Annotated in this window: 16 protein-coding genes; 6 read left to right on the forward strand and 10 right to left on the reverse strand. The window is 71.3% G+C overall.

Going from position 1 to position 20,099, the window contains the following annotated elements; translation table 11 throughout:
- Positions 1-6 precede the first annotated feature (6 nt).
- A complete protein-coding gene (locus ABIA35_RS42970; protein ID WP_370361852.1) occupies positions 7-2,160 on the forward strand; it encodes a 3-hydroxyacyl-CoA dehydrogenase NAD-binding domain-containing protein in 2,154 nt (717 codons plus the stop codon).
- A gap of 166 nt (positions 2,161-2,326) precedes the next feature.
- Positions 2,327-3,085 (forward strand): DsbA family protein, encoded by a 759-nt coding sequence (locus ABIA35_RS42975; RefSeq protein ID WP_370361853.1) that lies wholly within the window; start codon positions 2,327-2,329, stop codon positions 3,083-3,085.
- 17 nt (positions 3,086-3,102) lie between these two features.
- On the opposite strand, the gene ABIA35_RS42980 is transcribed toward ABIA35_RS42975, so the two are convergent.
- Positions 3,103-4,227, reverse strand: coding sequence for an epoxide hydrolase family protein (locus ABIA35_RS42980; RefSeq protein WP_370361854.1), 1,125 nt, complete (start codon positions 4,225-4,227; stop codon positions 3,103-3,105).
- Positions 4,228-4,292: 65 nt separating this feature from the next.
- Positions 4,293-4,769, reverse strand: a complete 477-nt coding sequence (locus ABIA35_RS42985; protein WP_370344436.1) for a hypothetical protein — start codon at positions 4,767-4,769, stop codon at positions 4,293-4,295.
- Positions 4,770-4,930: 161 nt separating this feature from the next.
- Here ABIA35_RS42985 and ABIA35_RS42990 point away from each other — a divergent pair, with 161 nt between their 5' ends.
- Positions 4,931-6,901: a glycoside hydrolase family 9 protein gene (locus tag ABIA35_RS42990; protein WP_370361855.1), complete on the forward strand. Its 1,971-nt coding sequence runs from the start codon at positions 4,931-4,933 to the stop codon at positions 6,899-6,901.
- Between the two features lie 40 nt (positions 6,902-6,941).
- Here the strand turns inward: ABIA35_RS42990 and ABIA35_RS42995 are convergent, their stop codons facing one another.
- From ABIA35_RS42995 to ABIA35_RS43020, 6 genes are all read right to left on the reverse strand, one after another.
- Positions 6,942-8,723 (reverse strand): WD40 repeat domain-containing protein, encoded by a 1,782-nt coding sequence (locus ABIA35_RS42995; RefSeq protein ID WP_370344438.1) that lies wholly within the window; start codon positions 8,721-8,723, stop codon positions 6,942-6,944.
- A gap of 21 nt (positions 8,724-8,744) precedes the next feature.
- Positions 8,745-9,173: a GtrA family protein gene (locus ABIA35_RS43000; RefSeq protein WP_370344476.1), complete on the reverse strand. Its 429-nt coding sequence runs from the start codon at positions 9,171-9,173 to the stop codon at positions 8,745-8,747.
- A 245-nt stretch (positions 9,174-9,418) separates the two neighbouring features.
- Positions 9,419-10,615 carry an ROK family protein gene (locus ABIA35_RS43005; protein ID WP_370344439.1) on the reverse strand — a complete coding sequence of 399 codons (1,197 nt, stop codon included), beginning with the start codon at positions 10,613-10,615 and terminating at the stop codon, positions 9,419-9,421.
- A 45-nt stretch (positions 10,616-10,660) separates the two neighbouring features.
- Positions 10,661-11,995, reverse strand: coding sequence for a KamA family radical SAM protein (locus ABIA35_RS43010; protein ID WP_370344440.1), 1,335 nt, complete (start codon positions 11,993-11,995; stop codon positions 10,661-10,663).
- Between the two features lie 9 nt (positions 11,996-12,004).
- Positions 12,005-13,162, reverse strand: coding sequence for a hypothetical protein (locus ABIA35_RS43015; RefSeq protein ID WP_370361856.1), 1,158 nt, complete (start codon positions 13,160-13,162; stop codon positions 12,005-12,007).
- A gap of 27 nt (positions 13,163-13,189) precedes the next feature.
- A complete protein-coding gene (locus ABIA35_RS43020; RefSeq protein WP_370361857.1) occupies positions 13,190-13,996 on the reverse strand; it encodes an SDR family oxidoreductase in 807 nt (268 codons plus the stop codon).
- An 88-nt stretch (positions 13,997-14,084) separates the two neighbouring features.
- Here ABIA35_RS43020 and ABIA35_RS43025 point away from each other — a divergent pair, with 88 nt between their 5' ends.
- The 3 genes from ABIA35_RS43025 (at position 14,085) to ABIA35_RS43035 (ending at position 18,640) form a co-directional block, all read left to right on the forward strand.
- Positions 14,085-15,266, forward strand: a complete 1,182-nt coding sequence (locus tag ABIA35_RS43025; protein ID WP_370361858.1) for an NADH:flavin oxidoreductase — start codon at positions 14,085-14,087, stop codon at positions 15,264-15,266.
- A 36-nt stretch (positions 15,267-15,302) separates the two neighbouring features.
- A complete protein-coding gene (locus tag ABIA35_RS43030; protein ID WP_370361859.1) occupies positions 15,303-17,921 on the forward strand; it encodes a cell wall-binding repeat-containing protein in 2,619 nt (872 codons plus the stop codon).
- A gap of 254 nt (positions 17,922-18,175) precedes the next feature.
- On the forward strand, positions 18,176-18,640 hold the full coding sequence (locus ABIA35_RS43035) for a DUF2690 domain-containing protein (RefSeq protein WP_370344445.1): 465 nt from the start codon (positions 18,176-18,178) through the stop codon (positions 18,638-18,640).
- Between the two features lie 151 nt (positions 18,641-18,791).
- On the opposite strand, the gene ABIA35_RS43040 is transcribed toward ABIA35_RS43035, so the two are convergent.
- Positions 18,792-19,421, reverse strand: coding sequence for a histidine phosphatase family protein (locus tag ABIA35_RS43040; protein ID WP_370344446.1), 630 nt, complete (start codon positions 19,419-19,421; stop codon positions 18,792-18,794).
- Positions 19,421-20,092 (reverse strand): HAD family hydrolase, encoded by a 672-nt coding sequence (locus ABIA35_RS43045; protein WP_370361860.1) that lies wholly within the window; start codon positions 20,090-20,092, stop codon positions 19,421-19,423. The genes ABIA35_RS43040 and ABIA35_RS43045 overlap by 1 nt, the downstream gene beginning before the upstream one ends.
- Positions 20,093-20,099 lie beyond the last annotated feature (7 nt).

Here is a 20,099-nt window from a genome sequence, read left to right on the forward strand (position 1 = left end):
AGGAACATGAGCGAGCAGAACCACATCGGCTGGGACAAGGACGCCGACGGCGTGGTCACCCTGACCATGGACGCCCCCGGCCAGTCCGCCAACACCATGAACCGCGCCTTCGTCGAGGCCCTCGGCCCGGTCCTGGACCGGTTGGAGGCCGAGAAGGACGAGATCGCGGGCGTCGTGGTCACCAGCGCCAAGAAGACCTTCTTCGCCGGCGGGGATCTCAATGAGCTGATCCAGGCCCGCCCCGAGGACGCCGCCGACATCATGGCGCGCAACATGCTGATCAAGGCGCAGCTGCGGCGCCTGGAGACGTTCGGCAGGCCGGTCGCGGCGGCGATCAACGGCGCGGCGCTCGGCGGCGGTTTCGAGATCGCGCTGTCGTGTCATCACCGGGTGGCCCTGGACGCTAAGGGCTCTGAGATCGGCTTCCCCGAGGTGACGCTGGGCCTGCTGCCCGGCGCCGGGGGAGTGGTGCGTTCGGTGCGCCTTCTCGGCATCACGGACGCGCTTCTCAAGGTCCTGCTTCAGGGTCAGCGGTACAAGCCGCAGGCGGCGCTCGAAAACGGCCTGGTGCATGAGGTCGTGGCCACTCCTGAGGAGATGCTGGCCGCCGCCAAGGCGTGGGTGTCGGCCAATCCTGAAGCCAAGCAGCCGTGGGATGTCGCCGGCTACCGGATCCCCGGCGGCGACCCGAAGAACCCGAAGTTCGCCGCGAACCTGCCGGCGTTCCCGGCGAACCTGCGCAAGCAGCTCAAGGGCGCGAACTACCCGGCGCCGCGCAACATCATGGCCGCCGCGGTCGAGGGCGCGCGCGTGGACTTCGACAACGCGATGATCGTCGAGGCGCGCTACTTCGTCGAGCTGGTGACCGGTCAGGTCGCGAAGAACATGACGCAGGCGTTCTTCTTCGACATGCAGAAGGTCACCAACGGCGCCTCGCGTCCGGCGGGCTTTGAGCCGTGGCAGGCGACCAAGGTCGCGGTGCTCGGCGCGGGCATGATGGGTGCCGGGATCGCCTACGTCTGCGCGCGTGCCGGGATCGAGGTCGTGCTGAAGGACGTCAGCGTCGAGGCCGCCGAGAAGGGCAAGGCGTACTCGGCCGGGATCCTGGACAAGGCCGTGTCACGCGGGAAGATGACGCGCGAGGCCGCCGACGCCGTCCTGGAGCGCATCCACCCGACCGCCGACCCCGCGGACGCCTCCGGCGCGGACCTGGTCATCGAGGCCGTCTTCGAGTCGCCGGAGCTCAAGGGCAAGGTCTTCCAGGAGATCCAGGACGTCCTGGCCCCCGACGCGCTGCTGGGCTCCAACACCTCCACGCTGCCGATCACCGGCCTGGCCCACGCGGTCACGCGCCCGGCGGACTTCATCGGCCTGCACTTCTTCTCCCCGGTGGACAAGATGCCGCTGCTGGAGATCATCGTCGGCGAGCAGACCTCCGACGCGGCCATCGCCAAGGCCTTCGACCTGGCCCGCCAGATCAAGAAGACCCCGATCATCGTCAACGACAGCCGCGGCTTCTTCACCTCCCGCGTCATCGGCCGCTTCCTGGACGAGGCCATGGCGATGGTGAACGAGGGCCTGCCCCCGGCCTCCATCGAGCAGGCCGGCTCCCAGGCCGGCTACCCGGCCCCGCCGCTGCAGCTGATGGACGAGCTGACCCTCACCCTCCCGCAGAAGATCCGCAACGAGGCCCGCGCCGCCGCCGGGCAGGACTGGGTCGAGCACGGCTCCGAGGCCGTCATCAACCGCATGGTCGACGACTTCGGCCGCGGCGGCCGCTCCGCCGGCGCGGGCTTCTACGACTACGCGGACGGCAAGCGCACCACCCTGTGGCCGGGCCTGCCCGAGGCCTTCCCAGCGCAGGCCGAGATCCCGTTCGAGGACATGCAGGAGCGCATGCTCTTCGCCGAGGCCCTGGACAGCGTCCGCTGCCTGGACGAGGGTGTCCTGCGCTCGGTCGCCGAGGCGAACATCGGCTCCATCCTCGGCATCGGCTTCCCCGCCTGGACCGGCGGCGTGATCCAGTACATCAACGGCTACGACGGCGGCGTCACAGGCTTCGTGGCGCGAGCCAAGGAACTGCACGAGAAGTACGGCGAGCGCTTCGCCGTGCCGCAGTCGCTGATGGAGAAGGCCGAGCGCGGGGAGCGGATCGAGTAGTCCGCGAGGAGGCAAGGCCGGTGGCGGCGCCGGGGCGGGTTCGTGACAGAACCACCCGGCGCCGTCCGGCGTTCGTCGTCGCCCGGAACGGGGCTGCCGGCCGAGTGATCGCCATCGCCAGGCCCCCGCGATGACGTGTGGGGTGTCGCCCTCTACGATGACAGCCATGAGGGGGAGACTGTCTTTGCTGATCCTGACCGGTGCGCTCGCTGCGGGGTGCACTTCGCAGGGCACTGTGGGGCCCGCGCCCGGCGCGGGTTCGGGCCCGGGTGCGAGCACCGGTTCGCACTCGAGCGCCACCGGTGCGCCGACTTCGGGCTCGTCGCCGTCCGGCACGGCGTCCGGTTCGCAGACCGGCGGCGGCTCCGTCCCGGGCGAGGACGCGACCGTGGTGGTCGGCACCGGCAAGGTCAAGGTCACCATCTACGAGGACTACCGCTGCCCGCCGTGCAAGGCGGTCCACGACCAGCTGCAGCCGGTGATCAACGCCAAGCTCGCCGCGGCGGGCATCCAGGTGGAGTACCACGCCGTGGACCTGGTCGACCACAGCGGCAGCGGCGGCAAGGGCTCCCTGGCCGCCGCGAACGCCGCCAGCTGCGCCTTCCAGGCCGCCAAGTTCCAGCCCTACCGCGAGGCCTTGTTCGCCGCGCAGCCCGCCGACGAGACCGTCGACGCCTTCGCCGATCCGGCCAAGCTGATCAGCGTCGCCCAGACCGTCCCGGGCCTGGACAGCCCCACCTTCGAGGCCTGCGTCCGCACCCAGCCCTTCGCCGGCTCGATCGAGAACACGTACACCGCGGAGTTCGCCTCGAACAAGTTGCAGGGCGTGCCGTCGGTGCTGATCAACGGCACGCAGTGGCCGGTGCCCAGCTCCGGGGACCTGGCCACGGCGTTCAAGCAGGCGCTGGCCGCCGCAGGGGCCTGATCCGGTCGCCGGACCAGCTAGGTCAACCCGCCGAAGAACTCCGCGATGTCCCCGGCCAGCAAGTCCGGCTCCTCCATCGCCGCGAAATGCCCGCCGCGCGGGAAGACCGTCCACCGCCGCACCTGGTACAACCGCTCGTACCAGGAGCGCGGCACCTGGCCCTCGGGCACGAACTCGTTCGCGAACACCGCCATCGCGGTCGGCACCCGGACCCGGTCCTCCGGCCCGATCGGGCTGCCGTGCCATCGGTTGTCGTAGTAGTCGCGCATCGAGGCGGTGATGGAGTCCGTCGCCCACCACAGCGTCAGCATCGTCAGCAGGCTGTCGCGTCCGAATGTGCCGTCCAGGTCGCCGTCGCTGTCCGACCAGGAGCGCCACTTGTCCAGCACCCACGCCGCCAGGCCCGCGGGGGAGTCGTTCAGCCCGTAGCCGAGCGTCTGCGGACGCGTGGACTGCACCGCGCTGTAGCCGCGCTCGGTCTCCTCCCAGCGCGACAACTGCGCCAGGTACGCCTGCTCCTCGCCGGTCAGCGGCGGCGTGCCGGGGCCGGTGTACGGTTCCATCTCCGGCGTGCTCAGATGGATCCCGATCACGCGCTCGGGTTCCAGCAGCGCCATATGCGTGGCCACACCGGCCCCGAAGTCGCCGCCGCACGCGCCGTACCGCTCGTACCCGAGCCCCCGCATGAGCCGGTGCCACATCCCCGCCACGTACCGCCGGTCCACACCGACCTGCGCCGGACGCTGCGAGAACACGTATCCCGGCAGCGAGGGCACCACCAGGTCGAACCGGTCGCCGAGCCGGTCCACCAGTCCCAGCATCTCCGCGAACGTGCTGGGCCAGCCGTGCGTCAGGATCAAACGGGTCCGCTCGTCGCCGCTGCCACGGTGATGTACGAAGTGGATCCGCACCCCATCGACCTCAGCCACCTGATGCCGATACCGATTGAGCTCACGTTCCGCAGCGCGCCAGTCGAACCCATCGGCCCAATAGGCCAACAACTCGCGCAGATACCCCACCTCGACGCCCTGACTCCACGCCTCCCCGGGCGCCGCCTCCGGCCACCGGGTCCGCCCGATCCGCTCCCGCAGATCGGTCAGGACCTCGTCCGGCACGGAGACGGTGAAAGGATCAACGCGCATCGCCCCATGATAGGAAGCCGCACCCACAATGTGCGCCAGTCCGTGCTGGTCCGAGCCAATCCAGGCTAATCCTTGCAGTACGGGCTCTGGTTCGACGTGGTGAGGCTGACCAGCTTCCACTTGTCGTCGTCCGACAAGACGTTCACCCTGATGCACGCGTGCTGATTCGCCGCGTCCTTGGCCGCGTGTGCCACATAGTCCAAGCTCACGCCCTCGCCGAGCAGGCACAGGATCCCGCCGCACAGGACCGTCACGGCCGCGTGCAGCGCCACCGTGCTCAGGATCGGGTGGTCGGCGATCGTGGTGGACAGGGTCTTGGTGTCCCCGCGCGAGACGAAGCGCACGCACGGCGGTGCCCCGCAGATCTTCTGCGCCTGGCCGGTCGTCGGCGCCGAGGAGGCCGCCACGACCGTCGTGCCGCCGGAGGATCCCGAGGAAGAGTCCGAATCAGCGGTCGATTGGCACGCTGCCACGAAGAGCATCAGCACCGTCAGGATCAGCGCCAAGCCGGCCCGGCTCCGGGCAGCCGTGTGCTCGCCCATGTCCCCACCCCCACAATTCGTCACAGGCTTCGCGGATAACCCTAGCGTGGCGGTGCTCTCTGTTCCCGGGTGATGAGTCCCTTGACGTCCCGCGGCCCTCTGGGTAGGTTCACCGGCACATTCTCGTTAGGAAGCTTTCCTAACCAAGGAGGGGCACCCCCATGGTTTCCAGGGCACGACCGCGCGTCCGCCGCCGCAAGACGGTCGCCGCGCTCACCGCCGTCGGCCTGGCCGGCCTCACCGTCGGCGCCGCCACCGTCCTGTCGCAGAGCGCGCAGGCGGCGCTTGTCCAGAAGGCGCAGACCACCGGGCTGGTCCGCGTCGACCAGGCCGGGTACCTGGCCGGCGAGGTGAAGCAGGCGTACCTGATGACCGGCGGGGCCGTGTCCGGGGCGACGTTCTCGGTGCTGGACGCCGGCGGCAAGTCAGTGCTCACCGGCAAGGTCGGGGGAACCAGCCTGGGCAAGTGGAACACCGCCTACCCGGACGTCTACCCGATCGTCTTCAGCGGTCTGAAAACGCCGGGGACCTACCACATCGCCGTCGTCGGCAGCGCCTCCGGGACCTCGCCGTCGTTCACCGTCACCGGCGCCGACTCGCTGTACGGCAAGCTGGTCAACGACGGCGTCACCTTCTTCCAGACCCAGCGCGACGGTTCGGACGTCATCCCCGGCGCCCTGGACCGCAAGCCCTCGCACCTGAACGACTCCTCGGCGAGCATCTACGCCTGGCCGAAGTTCGCCGCCGGCGGCTCGGACGCCATCACCACCTCCGACCTGACCAAGCTGTCCGGTACCGTCGACGTCTCCGGGGGCTGGTTCGATGCCGGGGACTACCTGAAGTTCTCCAACAACGAGGCCTTCGGCGACATCACACTGCTGGCCGCGCAGCGCGCCCTGGGCTCGGCGGCCCCGGCCACCCTGACCGCCGAGGCGCACTACGGCGAGACCTGGCTGAACAAGGCCTGGAACCAGAACACGAAGACGCTGGTCCTCCAGGTCGGCATCGGCTCGGGCAACTCCGCGGGCACCTTCTTCGGCGACCACGACCTGTGGCGGCTGCCGCAGAAGGACGACGGCGACACCGCCACCGCCGACCGCTACGCCGCCGCGCACCGCCCGGTGTTCCTGGCCGCAAGCCCTGGCGCGAAAATCAGCCCGAACATCGCCGGCCGCGTGGCCGCCGCGTTCGCGCTGGCCGCGCAGGTGGACGCCACCGCCAACCCCAAGCAGGCCGCCGCCGAATACCAGGCCGCCGCCTCGGTCTACGCCCAGGCCGACACCACCGCCCCGCCGAGCCCCCTGACCACCGCGCTGCCGAACGCGTACTACCCCGAGTCGATCTGGCACGACGCGATGGAGCTCGGCGGCACCGAACTCGCCCTGGCCGCGCAGAAGCTGGGCCACAGCCCTTCGGCGTACCTGTCGCAGGCGGCCACCTACGCCAAGGACTACATCGCCTCCGACACCGGCGACACGTTCAACCTCTACGACAACAGCGCCCTGGCCCACGCCGACCTGATCAAGGCGATCGCCGCCGCGGGCAACCCCGCGGGCCTGGCCGTCACCCCCGCGGCGCTGACCGCCGACCTGAAGCGCCAGGTGCAGTCGGCGGCGAGCAAGGCCGCCTCCGACGTCTTCCACGCCGGCGGCGACTACGCCGACTTCGACGTCGACGCCCACACCTTCGGCTTCCTCACCGAGGAGGCGCTCTACCGGCAGGCCAGCGGCGACACCTCGTTCCAGGCCTTCGCCACCGAGCAGCGCGACTGGCTGCTGGGCGCCAACGCCTGGGGCCTGGCGTTCATGGTGGGGGAGGGCAGCAACTTCCCCAAGTGCATGCAGCACCAGGTGGCCAACCTGTCCGGCAGCCTGACCGGCACCGGCGCGATCGCCACCGGCGCGGTGATGAACGGCCCGAACAACACCAGCAACTTCTCCGGCGGCCTGGGCTCCTACCAGGACGGGATGAAGCAGTGCCCGGCCGGCGGCACCGACGCCTACACCAAGTTCACCGGCCACAGCAGCCGCTTCTCCGACGACGTCCGCTCCTGGCAGACCGACGAACCGGCGCTGGACATGACCGGCTCGGCGGTCCTGGGCGCGGCGATGCAGGAGGTGCTGGGCGGCTGAGCCCCGTCCAGCGCCTCCTTCGGCCCCTGATGCTGGCGGATCAGGGGCCGAAGTCGATGGTGATGGCCCCGCGGCGGTGTCCGACGATCAGCGTCCCGCCCTCGGCGGCCAGCGCCGTGACCGTGACCCCGACCTCGACGGTGACCACGTCGTCGGTCCCGGGCTCCCAGACCCGCAGGCTCCGTCCATCACTGGCGCAGACGACCACCAGGACGCGGCCGTCGGGGTGGGTCGTCCCGACCATGGCGACGGGAGCCCGTTTCGTGGGGTCCGGCGGCAGCGTCACGCCGGTGGGCTTCCAGGTGGCCGGGTCCCACAGCGCGATGGAACCGTCGCGGCCGGCAATGGCCAGCAGCGCGCGATCACCGTCCGGGACCGCGGCTATGAGCTCGCCGACCGGACGGTCGCGTGTCGGACTCAGCTCGGCGTCCCAGGGATCTGACACCTGCGGATCCCACAGGTGCACCTCGCGGTCCCGGGCCACGGCCGCGACCGCCGTGTGCCCGGCCGCCAGCGGGAGGCCGATGATCGCCGTGAGGTCCCGGCCGCGGGGATTGAGGCCGCCCCGTACTGTCGTGCTCAGTGGGTCGCGGAGTTTCGCCCAGCCGCGATCGGTGGCGGTGGCGAACAGGGTCCGGCCGTCGGGCATGGGGACGGCGCAGATCCCGACCAGCGCGCCGGTCGCGTTGCCGACCGGGGCTTGCAGCGGTACGGACTCCTCCTCCGGCGCGTACGGATCCCAGAGCCCGACGGCTCCGGAGTCGCCGCCGCTGGCCAGCAGGGTCCGGCCGTCGGACAGTGGGACCGCCGCCAGCGTCCGGATGCGGTCCGGATGGCCGGTCAGCGCCTTACCGTACGGCTCACCGGTGGCCAGGTCCCACAGGTGGATCAGCTTTCCGTTCCCGCCACCGGCCACGAGTGTCGGGTGGCCGGCACGGGCGATGAGCGCCACCGCGTCGATCCCTGAGCCTTCAGAGGAAAGCAGGGTTCTTTTATAGGTCTCCACGGAGACCGGTCGAGGCGCGGGGAGAGCGGAGGCCGGCAGAGGAGTCTCCTGCGTGCTGTCGGCCAGCGGACGCGCATCTTCGCGCCGCGCCTCTGAACAATCAGCGACGGTCCAGTCGTTGCCGCAGTAGTCGCAGTGGCAACCTCCGGTGAGCTTCAGCAACTCCCGGGCCCACTCCAGCCCGGCCCACCGAGGTGTGCTCCGTACCGCGACGATGACGGCGACCAGGCACAGCACCGCTTCGGCCGGCGCATCCGCGGGGACCCCGGCGGCTGCCACGGCAGCGGCGATGTCGAGGAACGGGGACCACGCCGCATCCAGACCGCCGCTGTCGCGCGCCTGCTCCACCAAGGCGACGGCGGCACCCCAGGGCCCTGCATCCGGCGTCTCGATCCGAGGCAGCCCTAGACCGACGGGGAAAATCTCGCTGTCGATCTCCGCGTCGCACCCGGGACAGATGAGTTCTATGGAGAGTTCGGGAGGAGCGAGGTGGTTCCACAGCATGCGGCCGACCCGGTGCCCGGCGAAGGCGACACAGGCCAGTGCCAGATCGGCGCACTGTCTGGTCGACAGCTCGGCGGAGATCAGGGTGCGCAACGCTGCCTGTTCCGCACGCCGCAGCCAGACCTCGGACGCGGCCGCCTCGTCATCGGGAATCTCCTCATCCCGTTCCGCGGTATAGAGGTACCCGATGTCGATCCAGAGGTCGGCCAGGGTCTCGGGGGCGAGCGCCTGCGCCTCCTCGACCATGTGGGAGGCGGCGGCAAAGGCCTCGCTCTGCGGAACCTCGTGGTGCAGCAGCGCTTCGTCGATCATGCGCGCACGTTAGCAGCGGCCTCAGACCGTCGGGGGGTTCCGGAACACCACCCAGCGCATGACGCAGTACATGTACGCCCCCTCGGCGAGCCCCGACAGAATGCGCGCCACGGTGTACCCGACCCCCATCGCGGTCAGGCCACTGCCGACCCCGAGCACGAACACCAGATAGTTCACCCCGACCGCCACCGCATACTGAGCGGTCTGCGCCCCCAGCGCACCGTGCGACCGGAAGTTGAACGCCCGGTTCAGCACGAAGCTCAGCGCGAACGCGGCCAGGTAGGACACCGTGACCGCCGCCGGATACGGCCAGTGCAGCAGCCGGTGCGCCAGCGTCAGCAGGACCAGGTCCACCGAGAAGGTGAACCCGTTGATGACCGCGAACCCGAGCAGGCTCGGCGCCACGACGCGCGAGAGCCCGAACGGCAGCCGGCGCACCACGGCGGCCATCAGCGCGGTGAAGCGTTGCCCGCGGCGGGTCGCGCGGTCGGTGGGCGGGGGAGCGACGGCGATGTTGTCCTGCGGCACGCCGGAAGGCTAGTCGGGCGAGCGGTCTTCTCGGCGAACATCCGGCAACAGCCAGGCCGGTCGGCGCGCTCGCCGACGCGTGCTCCGCCGCCCCTGCTCCGCGGCGAAGCGCCTGCCCCTCCGGCCCGCTTGGCCCGCCCGGCCCGCCCAGCCCGCGCGTGCCCCGCCTACCCCCGGAAGTAGTCCCGGATCAACTGCTCCACCGTCAGCGAAGCCGCCAGCGCCTCCGCCCCGGCCAGCACCGCCCCGCTGCCCAGCGCCGAGGTCTCCAGGCGCGGCGGGTACGGCAGCCGGCCGGCCAGCCGGTCGGCCACCGGGCCCAGCAGCAGGTCGCCGTTCAGGCCGATCCCGCCGCCGAGCACCACCAGTTCCACGTCCACCACCGCCGCGGCCACCGCGACGTAGTTCGCGATCCGCCGTGCCTCCTCGCCCACTACGTCCAGCGCCCCCGGGTCCTGCGCCCGCGCCAGCTCGAAGACGCGCTCCATGGCCAGGTCCTTCTCGCCGGGCAGCTTGTCCGCGGCGTACTGCAGGATCGCCATGGCGCAGGGGTCCATGTGCGTCGGCACGTCCGCCTCCAGGCCGTCGTCGCCCTCGACGAAGACCGGCTCGAAGGCGCTGTCCAGCTCGCCGGCCGCGCCCTTGAACCCGCGCAGCAGGTTGCCGCCGAGTACGAGCCCGGCGCCGACGCCTGTGCCGATCGACAGGAACAGGAAGCTGTCGGCGCTGCCGCCGCTGCCGCGGGCGTACTCGCCGTGCGCGGCCAGGTTGATGTCGTTCTCGACGGTGACCGGGATCTGCAGGGCCGCGCTGAACGTCTCCCGGGCGCCGAAGCCCTCCATCCCCGGGACGTTGGCCGCCTGCCACACCCGGCCGTCGCGCTGGTCCACGACACCCGGCACGCCGATGACCGCGTGCTGCACCGACTCCGGCCCGACCCCGGCGGCCGCGGTGAGCTCCTGGGCCAGCCGGACCGAGGCGCCGACCATGCCGTCCGCGTCCAGCCCCTCCACCTCGGCGTCGCGCCGCACCACTTCCTCGGCGTCCAGTCCGACCAGCGCCGCCCGCAGATGGCGCGCCCCCACGTCGAAGGCCAGCGCGTGCGCCGCCTCCGGGCGCGGCTTGAAGAACACCGCGCCGTAGGTGAAGCCGCGCGAGGCGTCGGCGGTCTCCACCACCAGCCCGATCTGCAGCAGGTCCTCCAGCACCGCCGAGACCGTCGGCTTGGAGATCCCGGTGGCCCGCGAGATCTCGGCCCGCGAGATCGGCGCGTGCTCCCCGATCACGCGCCACACCGTCCGCAGGTTCAGCTCGCGGACCGTGGCCGACGTGGCCGGGGTGGGCCTGGCGCCTGGTGTGTTCATCGCCCCAGGATATTGAACGGGGTGGGGCTGGTCGATCATCTGGGGTCAGTCCCGGCCGGCCGCCACCGCCGCGCGGATGTCCGCCGGGGTGCCGGGCGCGAGTTCGAGGTCGTCGATCCATGCGGCATCTGCTGAGTAAACAGCACGGAAAGGCCTGCCGACCAGGCGGGGATCCCTGGCTTGCAGATAGCGCAGTTCGAAGAACCGCCTGGTGCCGGAGTCGCCGGACTCCTCGGTCACGCCGTCCACCGCGACCTTCCCGCCGGTCGTGGACATGACCGGCCCGCGCACCGTGCGAGCCAGCCCGGGCAGGGAGCTGTAGGCGTCGCGGAACACCTCGGCGGCGCGCGCCAGCGGCACCTTGAAGTAGTCGCGCGGCCCGGTGTCGCGGGCCACGAACATGTAGTACGGCACGGCGCCGGCGCGCTGCTCGGCGCGCCACAGCCGGGCCCAGGCCGCGGCGTCGTCGTTGACCCGGCCGATCAGCGGGGCCTGGCAGTAGACGACGGCGCCGGTGTCGCGGATGCGCGCCAGCGCGGTGCGCGCGATGGCCGGCTCCAGCTCCACCGGGTGGCTCAGGTGCGCCATCACCGCCGGGGTCTTGCCGGCCTCGGCGATCTGCTCGAACAGGCGCAGCGTGGCGTCGGCGTCGTGGTCGGTGACGTAGCGGTGCGGCCAGCTGGCCACCGACTTGGTGCCGATGCGCACCGTCTGCAGCGACTCCACGGACAGGAACGGCTCGATGTGCTGCCGCAGCCGCTGGGCCGACATCACCATCGGGTCGCCGCCGGTGACCAGCACGTCGGTGATCTCCGGGTGCCGGCGCAGGTAGGCCACGGCGCGCGAGGGCTCGGCTGCGGCGAAGCGCAGCTCCGGCTCGCCGACGAACTGGGCCCAGCGGAAGCAGTAGGTGCAGTAGGCGTGGCAGGTCTGGCCGGCCGAGGGGAAGTACAGCAGCGTCTGTTCGTACTTGTGCTGCGTGCCCGGAACCGGCCCGTCGGCGTCGTTCGGAACGTTCAAGTCCTGCTGATGCTCCGGATGCGGGTTCATGCCGGCCCGGATGCCGGCGATGGTCCGGGCCAGCTCGCCGGCGTCGCCGCCGTCGCGGGCCGCGGCCAGCCGGTGTTCGTCGTCGGGCGAGAGCATGCCCGGCTGCGGGAAGAACAGGTGGAAGACCGGGTCGCTGTCCGGTGCCGACCAGTCGATCAGTTCACTGAGTACGTATTCGTTGATCCGGAAGGGCAGGACCAAGGAGAACAGGCGGACGCTCTCGCGAAGCTGCGGGTCCAGTCCGTACTTCGCGGCGATCTCGTCGAGCCGGTTGGGTCCCAGGGCCTGGAACCGGTTCGCGCCGGGGCGGCCGGCGGCGGTGTGTTGCACGCCCTGACGCTACCCGACGGGGCTGACCGATGGTTCCGATGCTTGAAGCAGGAGATAGGCCGTGTCGGGGATCTCCCCGTAGATCCGCCGGAACGCGGTGTCCAGCAGCGTACCGACCTGGTGCCGGTCGGCGGCCTCCAGCCGGTAGTCCCGGCCGCCGTTGGCCGCCACCACCTCGCCGACCGCGCGCCGCAGGAAGCGCTCGACCCGGCGGGAGGCCACGAAGCGGCGGCCGTCGGCCAGGTCCACGAAGCGGACCAGGTAGGTGCGCTCGATGTTGTCGTCGGCGACCGTGATCGGGGTCAGCGCCTGGTGCGGGGCCGCGGCGTGCCAGACCGCCTGGAAGCGGTTGTTGACGAAGCTCCCCAGCGCGCTGTCCACCGTCACCTCCAGCTGCTCGGCCCGCCCGGAGAGCTTGCCGACCGGGTAGAAGGAGACCAGCGCGCGGTCGTCCCAGCGGTACATGGTGATGTCCGGACCGGAGGAGTACAGCCGCACCTGGAAGTCGGCCGCGGTGCCCAGCCCCCGCGGGCCGCCGGCCCGCTCGAACGCGCGGTGCAGCCGGGCCACCGTCTCCAGGTTGCGCTCCAGCATCGGCCCCAGCTCGTCGGCGCGTCCCAGTTCCAGGTCGCGCTGTTCGGCGGCCAGGGTGGTGGGGTTGATCAGCAGGACCCTGATGGACACCCCGCGTGCCACGGCCTCGCGCACCATCGTCTCGAAGCGCTGCGCGTACGGCTCGGCCAGCAGGTTGGAGTAGGTGTCCAGGATCCGGATCACGGAGGTCGCCCGGTCGGCGTCGCTCAGGAACTGCGAGTAGTCCAGTTCCGCGTGCTCCCGGACGCCGCTCTGCCCGGCGCGCTCGATGATCGGGGTGATCACGTAGATGGTGAACACGGCCCCGATCAGGTCCGCGGCGGTGTTCAGCGCGAAGTTCGGCCAGTACGGCTCGACGGCGCGGCCGATCCAGCCCAGCAGCAGGATCGCGGCCAGACCGATGACCAGCCCGGTGATCCAGCGCGGGTCCGGACCGTGCCGGGGCAGCCGCAGCGGCGGCCCGAGCCGCCGCGTCAGAGGTATGCGACGCCTGCGCAACCGCTCACGGCCGGCGAGCGCGCGGCGGCGGCGTCGGTCGTCGTCATCTGCGCGTGCCCGGTCCCCGAAAGCCATGGTGCCGAAGGGTACTGGTGATGATCGCTATATCGCCAGATTCCAGCGCGCCGGCCAGTCCTTGCCCCGCAAGGCCGCATCCGTTCCGCCGTCGCAGAACACGACCGATCCGGCCATGAAAGAAGCCTGCTCCGACAACAAGAACGCCACCGCCGCGGCCACCTCCTCCGGGCGTCCGGGGCGTCCGGCCGGGATGGTCTTCTCGAAGGCGGCCATACCGGCGGCGGTGAGCTCGTCGGCGCGGCCAGCCTGGGTCATCGGGGTGTCGATCATGCCGGGCGCGACGGCGTTCAGACGTATACCGTCGGCGATCCAGTCGGCGGCACGGGTGCGGACGTACCAGGCCAGGGCGGCTTTGGTCGCCGGGTAGGCCTGAAGGGACGCGAGCTCGCCGTGGGTGTCGGCCATCGCGCGGGCCCCCGGCTCGTCGCCGGCCAGGCAGGCCTCGGCAACCTCTTCCGGCCAGCCCGGCTGGCAGGTGACCGAGTTCGAGGACGGCAGCACCACCGCGCTGCTCCCGGCCGCCTTCAACGCCGGCCGCAGCCCTTCGAGCAGGGTGATGGCGCCGAAGTAGTTCACCGACACCAGCAGCGAGCCGGTGCGGCCGGCGGCGGGCGCCAGACCCGCGAAGGGGAGCAGGCCGTCCAGGCGGCCGTCACAGAGCTCTGTGATCGATGCCACGGCCTCGGCGCGGCCCTCGGCGGTGCCCAGATCCGCCTGGACGTCCACGCCGGCCAGGTCCACGCCGATGACCCGGTGCCCGTCGTCGGTCAGCCAGGCGGCCAGGGTCGCGCCTATGCCGGAGGCGGCGCCGGTGATGGCTATGGTGGCCATGGCGCGCACTGTATGCCGAACCGGCACACAATGTAAGGGCACCCATCGCCTCTGGCATGTTCGCGGACGCCGTTCTAGGGTCCGCGCCGTGACGACCCCTGCCGATCCAGCGCCCGACGTCCTGGCCCCGGCGACCCTCGGCCCGGTCCGCCTGCGCAACCGCGTGATCAAGTCCGCGACCTTCGAAGGCGCCACCCCGGACGCCCTGGTGAGCGACGACCTCATCGCCTACCACCGCCGCCCCGCGGCAGGCGGCGTCGGCATGACCACGGTCGCCTACCTCGCCGTCTCTCCAGAGGGCCGCACCGAGCGCCGCCAGATCCACTGGCGTCCCGAAGCCGTGCCGGGCCTGCGCACCCTCACCGACGCCGTCCACGCCGAGGGCGCAGCCGTCGCCGCCCAGATCGGGCACGCCGGACCGGTGGCCGACGCCCGCTCCAACCGTGCCACGGCCCTGTCCTGCTCGCCGATGCTGAATCCGGTCAGCTTCCGACGCACCCGCGCCGCGACCGCCGCCGACATCGAGCGGATCATCGCCGACCATGCCCGCGCCGCCCGCCTGGCGATCGAATCAGGGTTCGACTCCGTCGAGATCCACCTCGGCCACAACTACTTCGCCAGCGCCTTCCTGTCCCCGCGCCTGAACAAGCGCGACGACGCCTACGGCGGATCCCTGGCCAACCGCGCCAAAGTCGCCCTGGCCCTGGCGCGCGCCGTCCGCGACGAGGCCGGCGACCGGATCGCGGTGACGGCGAAGCTGAACATGGAGGACGGCTACCCCGGCGGCCTGCGCATCGAGGACAGCCTGCAGGTCGCGCAGTGGCTGCAGCGGGACGGCACCCTCGACGCCCTGGAGCTGACCGCCGGCAGCTCCCTGATGAACCCGATGTACCTGTTCACCGGCGACGTGCCCCTGCGCGAGTTCGCCGCGCAGTTCCCGCCGCTGCCCCGCCTCGGGATCCGCCTGCTCGGCAAGAAGTTCCTGCGCGCCTACCCGTATCAGGACACATATCTGATGGAGCGCGCCCTGCGCTTCCGCGCCGAACTCTCACTGCCGTTGATCCTGCTCGGCGGCATCACCACCCGCGCCACGATGGACCGCGCGATGGCGGCCGGATTCCAGTACGTGGCCATGGCGCGCGCCTTGCTGCGCGAGCCGGATCTGGTGAACCGCATCGCCGCCGATACGACGACCCCCTCGCTGTGCTCGCACTGCAACCGCTGCATGCCCACGATCTATACCGGGACCCGGTGTCCTGAGATACCTTGAGAACCCTCTCAGAGTTCTTACGTTCCGGGGGGAACCATGCGCGCACGGAACATCACGGTCACCGCGGTGTCGACCTTGGCGGCGATCGCGGGTATGGCGCCGATCGCGGCGCACGCCGCGGCGCCGGTGAACCTGGTCGTCACCACGCCGGACCAGAACTGCTCGGACGCCGACGCCTCCCTGCCGTTCTGCACCGTGGCCGCGGCGCTGGCCTCGCCCTCCCTGGTGCCGGGCAGCACGATCACCGTGGACGGCGACCACGCGGAGAACGTCACCATCACCGTGCCCGGGATCTCGCTGGGCGTCGGGCCGCGCGGCGCCCATCTCACGAGCGTCACCGTCTCCGGTGCCCAGAACGTGACCCTGGCCTCCTTCCGGAGCACGTTCACCGTCGAGGACTCCTCGAACGTGACGCTGCTCGGCGTCCACAGCAGCGGACTGACCGTCAAGGATTCGCAGAACGTCGCGGTGAACGACTACTCGCAGCTGACCGGCGCCGGTACCGCCGGGACGATCACGGACAGCGTGCGCACGTCCATCACGCAGACCATGGTCACCGCCGACGACGCGGGGGGTTCGGCCCCCGGTATCACCGTCACCGGCAGCGGGAGCACGGACACGGCGTTCATCGGCGACCAGTTCCAGGGCGGCGGCTCCGCCCTCGCCCTCACCGGTGGTTCGAGCGGTGCCACCGTCGCCGACGACGAGGTGCGCACCACCGCCGGTCCCGCTTTCGCCGTCACGGGCTCCACCGGGAACGCGATCGTCGGGGACACGGTGCGTGGCGCAGGGCAGGGCGTGGTCGCCACCGGCGGCTCGACCGGCCTGACCATCGCCGACGACATCCTGTTCGGCGAGACCGACGCGCCCGCGAAGGGGTTCCCCGGCCCGATGGTGGTGGTCGACGGCTCCTCCACCGACGGCACCACGATCGGCCACGACGTCGTCGACGCGGTCCAGACCGACGGCTACGCCTCCGTCCTGGCCCAGCCCTCGGCCGCCTCGCAGGTCCTGGGCTCGACCGACCTCGGCGGCCACGTGTCCGCGCAGGGCCCGGCCTACTCCTGGGGCGGAACCGTCTATCAGAACTCTGAGGATCTTCAGCTCCACGCCGGCCAGGGTCAGGCGGACATCAACGCCGACCCGCAGTTCTCCACCGCCGACGGCTTCGGGATCCGGGCGACGTCCCCGGCCGTGGACTCCGCCGACTCCTCGGCGCCCGGATGGCAGAGCACTGACTACTCCGGCGCCGCACGTTTCCTCGACAACCAGGTCCCGACCACCGGTACCGGGCCCACGCCGTATGCCGACCGCGGCGCGGTGGAGTTCCAGGGCGGGCCGACGCTGTCCGCGCTCCTGATCCCGGTCACCCGGCCGAGCCAGACCGGCAGCGGCCTCGACTACGGATTCCAGGTCGACATGTCGGCCACCAAGAGCCCGTTCGCCCCGGTGCAGTCCTACGGCATCGCCGATTCGGCGTCGGAGGTGCCGATCAGTGGCGGCGGATCCAGTCCGACCGGCTACATCTGGTACCCGGGCCTGTCCGGCCTGCGGTCGATCGTGCTCACCGCGACCGACGCCGACGGACACTCCGACCAGATCCACGCCGACGTCTACGTCGGTCCGCGCGGCGGCGCCGTCACCCCGCCGCCGCCGTCGGGCGGTGGTGGTGGCGGCGGTGGTCCCGTCGTCAATCCCCCGTCCGGGACCGTGGGCCAGGCGACGGTCCGTCAGATCGGCGGCAGCGACCGGTATCAGACCTCGCGCATGGTCTCCCAGGCGCAGTGGGCGAACGGTCAGGCCGACGCGGTCGTGCTGGCCCGCGGCGACGCGGCGCCGGACGCGCTGACCGGCGTCCCGCTGGCGGCCAAGGCGCACGGTCCGCTGCTGCTCACCGATCCGGCGAAGCTGGCCGCCGCCGATCGGGCCGAGCTGGACCGCGTGCTCGGCGGACCGGGCAGCCGCAAGACGGTGTACATCCTCGGCGGCACCTCGGCCGTCTCGCCCGGGATCCAGGCGGAGCTGCAGCGGGCCGGGTACACCGTGCGCCGGCTGTCCGGCAGCGACCGCTACGGCACCGCGCTGGCCGTGGCGAACCAGTTCGGGGCGTCCTCCCATGTCATCGTGGCCACCGGCCGCGACTTCCCCGACGCCCTGTCCGCCGGCCCGCTCGGCGCCGTCGAGGACGCACCGATCGTGCTGTCGCAGGACACCGCGATGGACCCGGACACCGCCGCCTTCGTCAAGGCGCACGCCGACGTGGACGCCGTCGGGATGCAGGCCTGGACCGCGACCAGGGCGCTGGCCGGCTCCGGGCACACCGTGACCCCGCTGACCGGGACGGACCGCTATCAGACCGCTGAGTCGGTCGCGAACCAGGTGGCGAAGGACTCCGGCAACGGCGGGCCGGCCGGCGTCGGCGTGGCCAGCGGCCTGACCTTCCCCGACGCGCTGACCGGCGGCGCCTTCGCCGCCAACGCCGGCCTGCCGCTGCTGCTGACGCCGCCGGACACGCTGGCCCCGGAGACCGCACAGGTGCTCGGCGCCTGGTCCCTGCACCTGTCCTCGGTGACCATCTTCGGCGGGCCGAGCGCGGTCGCCCGGCCGGTCGCGAACGCGATCACCTGGGCGGTCGGCGGTAAGTCCGACTACTGAGTTCCACGACCTCCGGCCGAACCACCCGATTGACGTTTCAACCTGCGCCGCGGCCCCGAAACCCGACCCCTCGGGCCCCCACCCCGCCACACCGCACGCTCAGCCTCCCCCGAACGGCGCATGGCGGTTCGCCACCCCCGGCCGGCCTCTGGCCACCATGGCGGAGGTGCCCGTGGCACCAGGCGCCGCTTTAGGGCCCGACGAGATCTCCCGCCGGCGACGGCGCCTCCTGATCCCCCTGAGGGGGAGTAGCCATGTTTTCTCGTCGCATCGCTTCCCGGATCGGTGTGGGACTCGGCGCACTCGCCCTGGCGAGCGCACCGCTCGCGGCCGCCGCGGCCACCTCGGCCGTGCCGGCCAAGGCGGCCCAGGCCACCTGCAGCAACCAGGGCTGCAACGGCAAGGACCCGCAGGCCACCGGCTGTTCCACCACCTTCCAGGCCCGCAGCATCCGCACCGCGGCCATCTGGAGCCACGGCAAGCAGGTCGGCTGGGTCGAGCTCCGCTGGTCGCCCTTCTGCGGCAACAACTGGGCCCGCGTGATCTCCCAGGTCGGCACCGCCAACCTCTCCGCCACCGCCACCCGCGCGGACGGCGCGAAGATGTCGGCCAGCGGCACGGGCACCGTCCTGTGGACCCGGATGATCTTCGGCCGCGACCTCTGCGTCTCAGCGACCGGCACCATCAACGGAGCCACCGCCACCACCTCCTGCGGATGACGGCACACCCCGGAAAGCGCATGATGGATGAAGCCGCGCGGATTGCCCCCGCACAACCGGCTGCAGCACTTGCCCCCCAGAAGCGGGGCGGGCCGCACGACATTGGCGGCCCGCCCCGCACCTTTGTGTCCGGAACCCGGCCCGAGAAGGCCTACGAACCCAGGTGGCGGGTGTCCCCGAGCCGGACGACTTGGCGGTTGTGCCAGAAGTCGTCCTCTCTCAAAGTCGTGATGCTGCCGGACGGTGCGCGAAAGCTCACCGATCCCACAGACTCGAAGGGCATCCGGATCCAGGCCGCGACGACGAACGTCATCGCGAAGCCGTGCGTCACGATGATCTGGTGCTCGCAGTCGCGTCCGAGGATCTGCGCCATGGCCGCATACACGCGGCTCGCGCACTGGCCCCTGGTCTCCGAACCCCGGATCCCCTCATCGTGGTTCATCCGGTCGCCGAGTGCGGGCGCCGGGATGAACCGCTCGTCCAGCCACTGCTGTGGCCTTCCCTCGGCGTCGCCGTAGGATTTCTCCCGCAGCCGGCGGTCCAAGGTGATCTCGACGTCGAACGCGCTCGCGACCTCCATGGCAGCCTGGCTGGCGCGCAGAAGGTCTGAGGAGATCACCTCGACGTCGGCGCCGACGGGGATCTCGGCCCGCAGCGTTCGCGCGATAGCAGCGGCAGCACTCTTTCCGGCGGGTGTCAGCACCGAGTCGTGCCACCCGCCGACAATCTTCTCCACGTGGTGAGTCGCCTCAGGATGGGCGATGACGTAAACGGTACGCACTAGACCAGATCCAGGAGCTCATCCAGCGAACCGATGACCGGTACCCCGTCACGCGCCCCCGCGCCGTCCCGCAGCATCGCGCACCCCTGATACCCCAGCGCGATCGCGGCCGCCACCAGCTCCGGATCGTCGTCCACGAACAGGCACTCGGCCGGGGCGAGCCCGAGGGCGTCGCTGGCGTGGTGGTACATCCGCGGGTCCGGCTTGCTACAGCCGAGCACCGCCGAGATCGCGTAGGCGGCGAAGAAGTCGCCGAGCCCGAGCGCGGCATGCAGGTCCGGCAGGTTCGGCCAGGCGTCGGAGACCACGGCCATCGGGACGCCGCGCGACCGCAGCTCCGTCAGCGTCGTGATCACCTCGGGGAACGTCTCCAGCACCGTGGTCGGCGGAACCTCCTGGACCAACGCCGCCAGCAGATCCGCCGACGCCTCGACGCCGATGTGCGCCAGCATCGCGCGGTGGTAGTCGTCCAGATCCGGTGTCGAGGTCGCGGCCGCCATGAAACGGTCGCCCTCGCGGACCGCCTCGGCCAACTCCTCGTCGGTGACGCGCGGCGCGTGGGCCCTGACCGTCGGCTCGAAGTCGGCACGCGGATGCCACCGGCCGCCGATGGGCCGCATCAGGACGCCGCCGGAATCCAACAAAAGGGCCTGGGGGGTGGAGGAAGTCACAGCCCTG

Origin of the sequence: Catenulispora sp. MAP12-49 (genome assembly GCF_041262705.1) — a bacterium.
Lineage (GTDB): Bacteria > Actinomycetota > Actinomycetes > Streptomycetales > Catenulisporaceae > Catenulispora.

Excerpts from the sequence above, each read along its gene's own strand:
- ABIA35_RS42985 (WP_370344436.1), bottom strand. The coding sequence starts at position 4,769 with ATGGGCGAGCACACGGCTGCCCGGAGCCGGGCCGGCTTGGCGCTGATC.
- ABIA35_RS42975 (WP_370361853.1), top strand. The coding sequence starts at position 2,327 with ATGAGGGGGAGACTGTCTTTGCTGATCCTGACCGGTGCGCTCGCTGCG.
- ABIA35_RS43030 (WP_370361859.1), top strand. The coding sequence starts at position 15,303 with ATGCGCGCACGGAACATCACGGTCACCGCGGTGTCGACCTTGGCGGCG.
- ABIA35_RS42995 (WP_370344438.1), bottom strand. The coding sequence starts at position 8,723 with ATGATCGACGAAGCGCTGCTGCACCACGAGGTTCCGCAGAGCGAGGCC.
- ABIA35_RS42980 (WP_370361854.1), bottom strand. The coding sequence starts at position 4,227 with ATGCGCGTTGATCCTTTCACCGTCTCCGTGCCGGACGAGGTCCTGACC.
- ABIA35_RS43020 (WP_370361857.1), bottom strand. The coding sequence starts at position 13,996 with ATGGCCACCATAGCCATCACCGGCGCCGCCTCCGGCATAGGCGCGACC.
- ABIA35_RS43035 (WP_370344445.1), top strand. The coding sequence starts at position 18,176 with ATGTTTTCTCGTCGCATCGCTTCCCGGATCGGTGTGGGACTCGGCGCA.
- ABIA35_RS42990 (WP_370361855.1), top strand. The coding sequence starts at position 4,931 with ATGGTTTCCAGGGCACGACCGCGCGTCCGCCGCCGCAAGACGGTCGCC.
- ABIA35_RS43015 (WP_370361856.1), bottom strand. The coding sequence starts at position 13,162 with ATGGCTTTCGGGGACCGGGCACGCGCAGATGACGACGACCGACGCCGC.
- ABIA35_RS43000 (WP_370344476.1), bottom strand. The coding sequence starts at position 9,173 with ATGGCCGCCGTGGTGCGCCGGCTGCCGTTCGGGCTCTCGCGCGTCGTG.
- ABIA35_RS42970 (WP_370361852.1), top strand. The coding sequence starts at position 7 with ATGAGCGAGCAGAACCACATCGGCTGGGACAAGGACGCCGACGGCGTG.
- ABIA35_RS43005 (WP_370344439.1), bottom strand. The coding sequence starts at position 10,615 with ATGAACACACCAGGCGCCAGGCCCACCCCGGCCACGTCGGCCACGGTC.